6 protein-coding genes are annotated in these 7,194 nt (G+C 73.2%); 4 read left to right on the top strand and 2 right to left on the bottom strand.

Annotation, left to right across the window (positions count from 1 at the left end; all coding sequences use genetic code 11):
* Positions 1 to 804 precede the first annotated feature (804 nt).
* Complete coding sequence (locus WH85_RS40140) at positions 805 to 1,383, bottom strand: TetR/AcrR family transcriptional regulator (RefSeq protein WP_045747402.1); 579 nt, start codon at positions 1,381 to 1,383, stop codon at positions 805 to 807.
* 87 nt (positions 1,384 to 1,470) lie between these two features.
* Between WH85_RS40140 and WH85_RS40135 the strand changes: the two genes are divergently transcribed.
* The 4 genes from WH85_RS40135 to WH85_RS40120 all read left to right on the top strand — a co-directional run bounded on the left by WH85_RS40135 (position 1,471) and on the right by WH85_RS40120 (position 6,192).
* The gene (locus WH85_RS40135) at positions 1,471 to 2,301 is read left to right on the top strand and encodes an SDR family oxidoreductase (RefSeq protein ID WP_045747401.1); all 831 of its coding nucleotides are present in this window, start codon (positions 1,471 to 1,473) and stop codon (positions 2,299 to 2,301) included.
* Between the two features lie 387 nt (positions 2,302 to 2,688).
* Positions 2,689 to 3,018, top strand: coding sequence for a hypothetical protein (locus tag WH85_RS40130; RefSeq protein WP_157411524.1), 330 nt, complete (start codon positions 2,689 to 2,691; stop codon positions 3,016 to 3,018).
* The gene (locus WH85_RS40125) at positions 3,015 to 5,150 is read left to right on the top strand and encodes a hypothetical protein (protein ID WP_045747399.1); all 2,136 of its coding nucleotides are present in this window, start codon (positions 3,015 to 3,017) and stop codon (positions 5,148 to 5,150) included. Before WH85_RS40130 ends, WH85_RS40125 begins: the two co-directional genes overlap by 4 nt.
* Positions 5,151 to 5,169: 19 nt before the next feature.
* Positions 5,170 to 6,192, top strand: coding sequence for an alcohol dehydrogenase catalytic domain-containing protein (locus tag WH85_RS40120; RefSeq protein WP_245674300.1), 1,023 nt, complete (start codon positions 5,170 to 5,172; stop codon positions 6,190 to 6,192).
* On the opposite strand, the gene WH85_RS40115 is transcribed toward WH85_RS40120, so the two are convergent.
* The gene (locus WH85_RS40115) at positions 6,189 to 7,157 is read right to left on the bottom strand and encodes a helix-turn-helix transcriptional regulator (protein ID WP_045747398.1); all 969 of its coding nucleotides are present in this window, start codon (positions 7,155 to 7,157) and stop codon (positions 6,189 to 6,191) included. The genes WH85_RS40120 and WH85_RS40115 overlap by 4 nt on opposite strands.
* Positions 7,158 to 7,194 lie beyond the last annotated feature (37 nt).

The following is a 7,194-nucleotide window of genomic DNA, read 5'->3' as shown; positions in this document are numbered from 1 at the left end:
GCCGCCCACCGGCGGCGCGCCCGGCCCGCCCCGCGCCCGCTCCCCACCGGCTCGCGTCCGCTTCCACCAGAAGACGGCCAGACGACGAACGGCGACCGAACCGTAGACGACGGCCGAACATTCTCGAGCCGTCATCCACGGCTCATCCGAAGGTCAGAAGCAACCCTGACCGACGGCCGACACCCCTGAGCCGTCGCCCAGGGCTGTCCCTCGCCCGCCGAACAGCCCTCTCCTACGGCTCAGGATCGCCAGCCGTCACCTACGGTCCGTTCGCCGATCGAGAACAACCCTCAGGGACGGCTGACGACCCCGAGCCGTCGCCGAGGGCTGGACTTCGCCCCCTGAACAACCACGAACAACGGCTCGACCAACCCAGCCGCCACCCACGGTCCACCCACCAACCGAAAGCGACCGTGAACGACGGCTGACGACCCCGAGCCGTCGCAGGTGGCTGTCGGACGTGGCGGGCGTGCCGTCCTCAACCACCGGATGGCACTAGACACCTCGCAGTCAGGGTCTGCCTCTGTGGTGATTTCGGGCGCTCAGCACGCCCGAATTCACCACACCCACAACAGCGTGGTGACTTCGGGCGTCCAGCGCGCCCGTAATCACCACACCACCACGGGTGTGGTGAATTGGGGCGTCCAGCGCGCCCGTAATCACCACACCACCACGGGTGTGGTGAATTGGGGCGTCCAGCGCGCCCGAAATCACCACGCGGATGGGCTTCGCACCCTGACCACGAAACATATCTAGCCACAACCACCGGATGGCACTGGCCGCAACCACCGGGCAGTGCCGTCCTCAGCGACCGAGGACCGGCAGTGCGTCGACGAGCCGCCCGGCGAAGGCCGCGGTGACCGGCTGGCGGGTCAGCAGTCGGTAGAGCATGGCGCCGATCAGGGACTGCGCGGTAGCCGCCGCCGCCCCGGGCCTCAACTGGCCGGCTTGTTCGCCCGCGCGCAGCCGGTCGGCGAGGGCTGCCTCCGCGGCCGCGGTGCTCTGTTCGTAGAAGCGGACCGCCACCTCGTCGCTCTCCGCCGCCGCGGCCGTGGCGGCGCGGATGAACGCGGCGGTGTCCGGGCGGTCGAACTGGGCCGCGAAGGCGCCCAGCCACACCCGCAGGTCGTGGTCCAGGTCGCCGGTGTCGGCGATCGGCGCGACGCCGTCGAACACCCGGTCGGCGAGGAGGCAGTCGGCGACCAGGGCGACCTTCGACGGGTACCACCGGTACACGGTCTGTTTGCCGGCTCCGGCCGCGGCGGCGATCCGGTCGATGGACAACTTGTCGTACCCGTGGAGGGTCAGCTCGTCCCGGGTGGCGTCCAGGATCGCCCGGCGGGTGGCCTCGCTGCGGGCGCGTCCACGCCGAACCTCCACCATGCCGAAACGCTATCAACCCCGCCCGGCCTTTTATCGAGACAAAAAGTCTCGTACATTGCCCGGACAACCGAACGAAAGTGGGAACACATGTCAGTCGTGGTGGTCATCGGGGTGGGTGGCATGGGCGAGGCGATCGCCCGACGGCAGGGAACCGGGCATCACCTGCTGCTCGCCGACTTCGACACCGGCACCCTGGAACGGGTCGCCGGCACGCTGCGCGGCGAGGGCTACACGGTGACGACCGCCCGGGTCGACGTCGCCGACCACGCGTCGGTGTCCGCGCTGGCCGGGACCGCCGCCGGGCTGGGACCGGTCACCCAGGTCGCGCACACCGCCGGCCTGTCCCCGGTGCAGGCGCCGGCCGACGCGGTCCTGCGGGTCGACCTGCTCGGCGTGGCCCTGGTGCTGGAGGAGTTCGGCCGGGTGGTGGCGCCGGGTGGCGCCGGTGTGGTGATCGCCAGCATGGCCGGCGCCCTGACGGCCGGGCGGCTGCCCGCCGAGATGGAGTCCGTCCTGGCCACCACCCCCGCCGCCGAACTGCTGGCCCTCCCCCACCTCCAGGCGGACGCCATCCCGGACGCGGCCACCGCGTACGGCGTGGCCAAACGCGCCAACCAGGTCCGGGTCCACGCGGCGAGCCTGACCTGGGGTGCCCGGGGTGCCCGCGTCAACAGCATCAGCCCCGGCGTCATCGCCACCCCGATGGGCCAGGAGGAACTCGCCGGGGCGAGCGGCGCCTCGATGCGCGCCATGATCGACGCCTCGGGCACCGGCCGGCTGGGCACCGCCGGCGACATCGCGGCCGCGGCCGCCTTCCTCCTCGGCCCGGAGTCCACCTTCGTGACCGGCACCGACCTGCTCGTCGACGGTGGCGTGGTGGCCGCCGTCCGGTCCGGCGCGCTGGCGTTGCCCGGCTGACGACGGGACCGGGCTTTCCCCGTACCCCGGAGAAAGCCGTCAGGAAGCGCGGCGGAACGTCGCGTCGGCCCGGTCCGTCGTGGTGCTGACCGGGCCGGCGCGAAGGGCGAGGCCCTGCAGCCCGCCGACCAGGTGCGGGTTCCGCGCCACGTCCGGCACGGTACGGCATCGACGCCGGTCGCCGGGTGTGGCCGATCGGCGCCCGGCGGGTGTCCTTGCGGCTGACGCCGGACGGGTGCTGTCGCATTCCGGCCAGTCCGCATCGGCACAGATCAGCGGCCCTCACACGAGTCTTTCGTGTTCTCGTCGGCTTCCCTGAACGGGGTACGGCCGTAAGCCTGTTCCGTGGTCTGTTCCGACCATGCCGTGACCACGACGGGAATGACGATGTCCACATATCACCAGAGCGTCTTCACCAACTCCGGCAACGCCCGGGTCGGCACCCAGATCGGCCACCTCAGCGGCGGCCTGCACCAGGGCGCCGCCCCCGCACTCGGTGACCTGCCCGCCCTGCTCACCGCCGCGCACCGGCGCGGCGACATCGACACGGAGACGCTGACCGCCGCCGAACAGGACCTGGAGACGGCCCGGACGGCGACCGCCGACGGGCAGGTCCGCACCGCGTTACGCCGGCTGAACGGCCTGGTCGGGGACGTGGCCGGGATCGGCACGGCGGTCGCGGCGATCCTGGCGGCGGCGGGCGGCGGTGCCGCGTGAGCGAGCAGGTGTTCGTCAACGACGGGAACGCGTACGTCGACACGCAGATCGGGGTGCTGCACGGCGACGCGCACATCTACCAGGCCGGGCCGGAGCCGCAGGAGCAGTTCCGGGTGGCGGTCAACTACCTGCACGGCGGGCTGCCCGGCCTGGCCCGGCAACGGATCCGGGCGGCCGTCCTGGAAGGTGGGCTGAGCTCGGCCGAGGTCGCCTACCACTGGGCGCTGGCCGTGCTCAGCGGACGCCGGCCCAGCGACCTCGACGACGAGGACTTCGCCGCGCTGGAGCACGCGCTGTCGATGGCCGGTGACCATCCCAGCGGACGGTGGTGGCGGTCGGTCGGGGTGATCCAGTGTTTCGTCGACGCGGTGCTCGACGTCGGCCCGGACGGGCGGGGCAGCCCCGACGCGTACGCGCAGGCCCTGCACGCCCACGCCCAGCTGCCCGCCGACGACCGGCTGGAGATCGAGAACCACCTCGACCAGTTCCTCGCGCACCTGCTGCGCGACGGTGTCGAGCAGCGCGGCGACGAGCACGTCCGGGTCGAACGGATGACGGGCGAGCGGCGTACCCGGGTGCCCAAGTTCTTCGAACCCGACCCGGCTCCCCCGGTCCGCAAGGTGCCACTGGCCACCCCGCCGGGCACCGCCTGGCGTCCGGTCGCCGGGGCCGCCGCGATCGTGCTCCTCGCCCTGTGGACGCTGCTCGGCGCGCTGAGCACGGCGAGTGTCCCGGTGACACTGCTGGTCCTGGCCCTGCTCGGCGCGGGTGGCTGGTATTCGGGGCGGCAGCTGGTCGAGTACGCGTACCGCAAGAGCCGCCAGTCCGCCAAGGAGGCCGAACTGATCCGCGGTGAACGGGCCGCGATCGCACAGCCGGGCACCATGGCACCTCAGGACGGGTTCTCCGACGCGGTCACCGCCATGATCCAGGCCGCGTTCTCGTCCCGGCAGCCCGCCGACCAGACCCGGGACGCGTACTGGCAGGAGACCTGGGGACTGCGGGCCTGCCTGCACGGGGATCTCGTCGACCTGTACGCGCGCTCCGGGACCCCGGCCACCGCCATCGCCTGGCTGGTCGACCACCACGCCGACGACATCGTCCGGCGCTGGCGGGCGCACGGCCTCGCCGGGTTCCGGCGTGATCACCGGCCCGCGCCGCTCACCTCGCCGCGCTACCTCGGTGGCCTGGCCGCCCTGGCCTGCGCCGCGGTGATCGCCACCGTCACGCTGCTGAACTTCCGGTTCTTCGCGCTGCTGCTGACCGTCGGCCTGCTGTACGCCGCGGTCCGGGTCGGCCGCACCGGTGTCATGGTGCTGTACGGCGAGCGCCGCCGGATCGAGCTGGACACCGCCGAATACCAGGTGCGCTGGGCGGCCGAGAAGGTCGCGCACCAGCGTCGCGTGGCGCACCTCGCCGACCGTCCGACCGACGTCGAGATGGGCCGCTGGCTGGCCCTGGACCTCGCCTACTTCAAGCGATCCGTGATGTCGGACTGCCGCCTGACCAGCCACGACGTCGTCACCAACGTGGCCCTGACGGAGGCCGCGCCGGGAAGCGCCCGGGCCCGGTTCGTCGGCGGGCCGTTCCGGCATTCGGCGTACACGGTGCTGCTGTTCCTGCTCACCGAGGGCGGCGTCCGCAAGGTGGAGGCGCGTCTCGAGTTCGCCTCCGGCAAGTTCGTCGGCGAACGGCGCAACAATTTCCGGTACGAGGCCATCGTGTCCGCGGACGTGAAGGAGGTCGGTGTCCGGTTCGACGACGGGCGGCCCCGGGTGCTCAGTGACGACGAGGCGTACGCGGCGACCCGCACCGACAAGGTGGTCCGCCGGGAGGCCCTGATGCTGAACCTGGTCGACCGGCAGAAGATCCCGGTGCTGGTGGACCACTTCGACACCGGCACCGTGGACCTGCTCCGGGAGGACCCGGACGACCTGGTACGGCTCGCGAAGGACAGTTCCGGCATCTCCAGCGCGGTCCGCGTACTGGAGGCCATCGCGGTCGAGGGCCGCGACTGGATCGCCCTGGAACGCAACCGGATGTACCGCCGGCAACCCCGGCGCCGGGCCGTGCCGATCCCGCCGCAGAGCCGGCAACTGTACGGGTCCTCCCCGGTCCAGCCCTGGCGGTGACCACTGCCAGGATGGGCGGATGCGCGCCGTGGTGTTCGATGCCGTCCGTTCCCAGCCCGAGGTCCGTGAGGTCGCCGATCCGGTCGCCCCGCCCGGTGGGGTGGTTCTCCGGGTGATGGCCTCCGGGCTCTGCCGCAGCGACTGGCACGCCTGGGCCGGGCACGAGGAGGTCGTCCTCCCGCACGTGCCGGGGCACGAGCTGGCCGGGGTGGTGGCCGCGGTCGGCCCGCAGGTCCGCCGCTGGTCGGTCGGCGACCGGGTGACGGTCCCGTTCGTCTGCGCGTGCGGGCGGTGCGAGTGGTGCCGCGGCGGCCAGGCGCAGGTGTGCCCGGACCAGCAGCAGCCGGGGTTCACGCACTGGGGTTCGTTCGCCGAACGGGTGGCCCTGCACGCGGCGGACACCAACCTGGTGGCCCTGCCGCAGAGCGTCGACTTCGCCACCGCCGCCGCGCTGGGCTGCCGGTTCGCCACGGCGTACCGGGCGCTGGCCGGACGTGCCCGCGTCCGGCCCGGCGAGTGGGTCACGGTCATCGGCGCGGGCGGGGTGGGTCTCAGCGCGGTCATGATCGGGTACGCGCTGGGCGCCCGGGTGATCGCGGTGGACCGGCACCCGGAGGCGCTGGCCGCGGCGTCCGCGGTCGGCGCCGAACACACCCTGCTCGCCGGTGACGTCGCCGCGATCCCCGAACTCACCGGCGGCGGCGGTCACGTGTCGGTCGACGCGGTCGGCAGCGAGCAGACCTGCGCCGCCGCGATCCACAGCCTGCGACGCCGGGGACGGCACGTCCAGGTCGGGCTGCTGCCCCCGGTCGGCGGCCACCCGCGGGTGCCGATGGACCGGGTGATCGGCTGGGAGCTCGACGTGCTGGGCAGCCACGGCATGGCCGCCGCCGACTACCCGGAGATGCTGGCGCTGATCGGGCAGGGGCGGCTCGAGCCGCAGCGGGCTGATCGAACGGACCGTCGGCCTGGCCGAGGCGGCGGCGCTGCTCCCCGGCTTCGACCGGGCCACCGTCGCCGGGATGACCATGGTCGACCCTAGTCGCTGATCCTGGCGAACCGCCGGGCCAGGTGGGCGAACGCGGCCGTCAGCTCGGGTGGCCCGACCACCTCGATGTCGGCGTCGTACCGGGCGATCGCCGCGGCGAGACTCGGCCACGACCAGGAGCCGACGGTCAGCCGGCAGCGGCCGTCGCCGTGCTCCTCGACCAGGCCCTCCCGGGTGTACCGGGCGATGGTGGCGGCCGGGGCGCCGAGGATGACGGTGCCCTGGCAGGGCCAGTTCCCGGAGCCGTCCGTGGAGCCGCGGAACACGCTGGTCACGTACGTCGCGACGTCCCCGCCGGGCAGCTCCCGCGGGGTGAACCGGGGGCCGTTCGGGGTGCGCAGGACGATCCGGTCCACCCGGTACGTCCGCCACTCCCGCCGGTCCAGGTCGAAGGCGATCAGGTACCAGCGGCCGGACCAGGTGACGACGTGGTGCGGTTCGACCCGGCGCGGCGGGCGGCTCAGGTCCTCCGTGCCGTAGTCGAACCGCAGCACCTCCCGGGCCTGCACCGCCGTGCTGAGCGCCAGCAGCACGTCACCGTCGACCGGCGGGGCCGGCCGGGTCGCCGGGCGGTCGACGGCGGTGACGCTCACCGCGTTGACCCGGTGCCGCAGCCGGGCCGGCATCACCTGCCGGATGGTGCCGAGCGCCCGCTGCGCCGGTTCGGCCAGCCCGCTGCCGACGGTGGTGGCGGCGATCTGCAGTGCCACGGTCACCGCGACGGCCTGCTCGTCGTCGAAGAGCAGCGGCGGCAGTTCGGTGCCGGGCCGCAGCCGGTAGCCGCCGTCCGGACCCTTGACCGCGGAGATCGGATAGCCGAGCTCCCTCAGCCGGTCGACGTCACGCCGGACGGTCCGCAGGCTGATGTCGAGCCGTTCGGCGAGCAGCCCGCCGGGCCAGTCCCGCCGCGTCTGCAGCAGCGACAGCAGGGCCAGCAGGCGTGCGGAGGTCTTCGGCATGCCCCGATCCTCCCCGACGAAGGTGCCACTTCCTGTC

It is taken from the genome of Actinoplanes rectilineatus (genome assembly GCF_000962825.1).
GTDB classification, from domain to species: Bacteria; Actinomycetota; Actinomycetes; order Mycobacteriales; family Micromonosporaceae; genus Actinoplanes; species Actinoplanes rectilineatus.
Note: the sequence above shows the minus strand (reverse complement) of the source record. Positions and strands in the feature narration are given on the sequence as shown.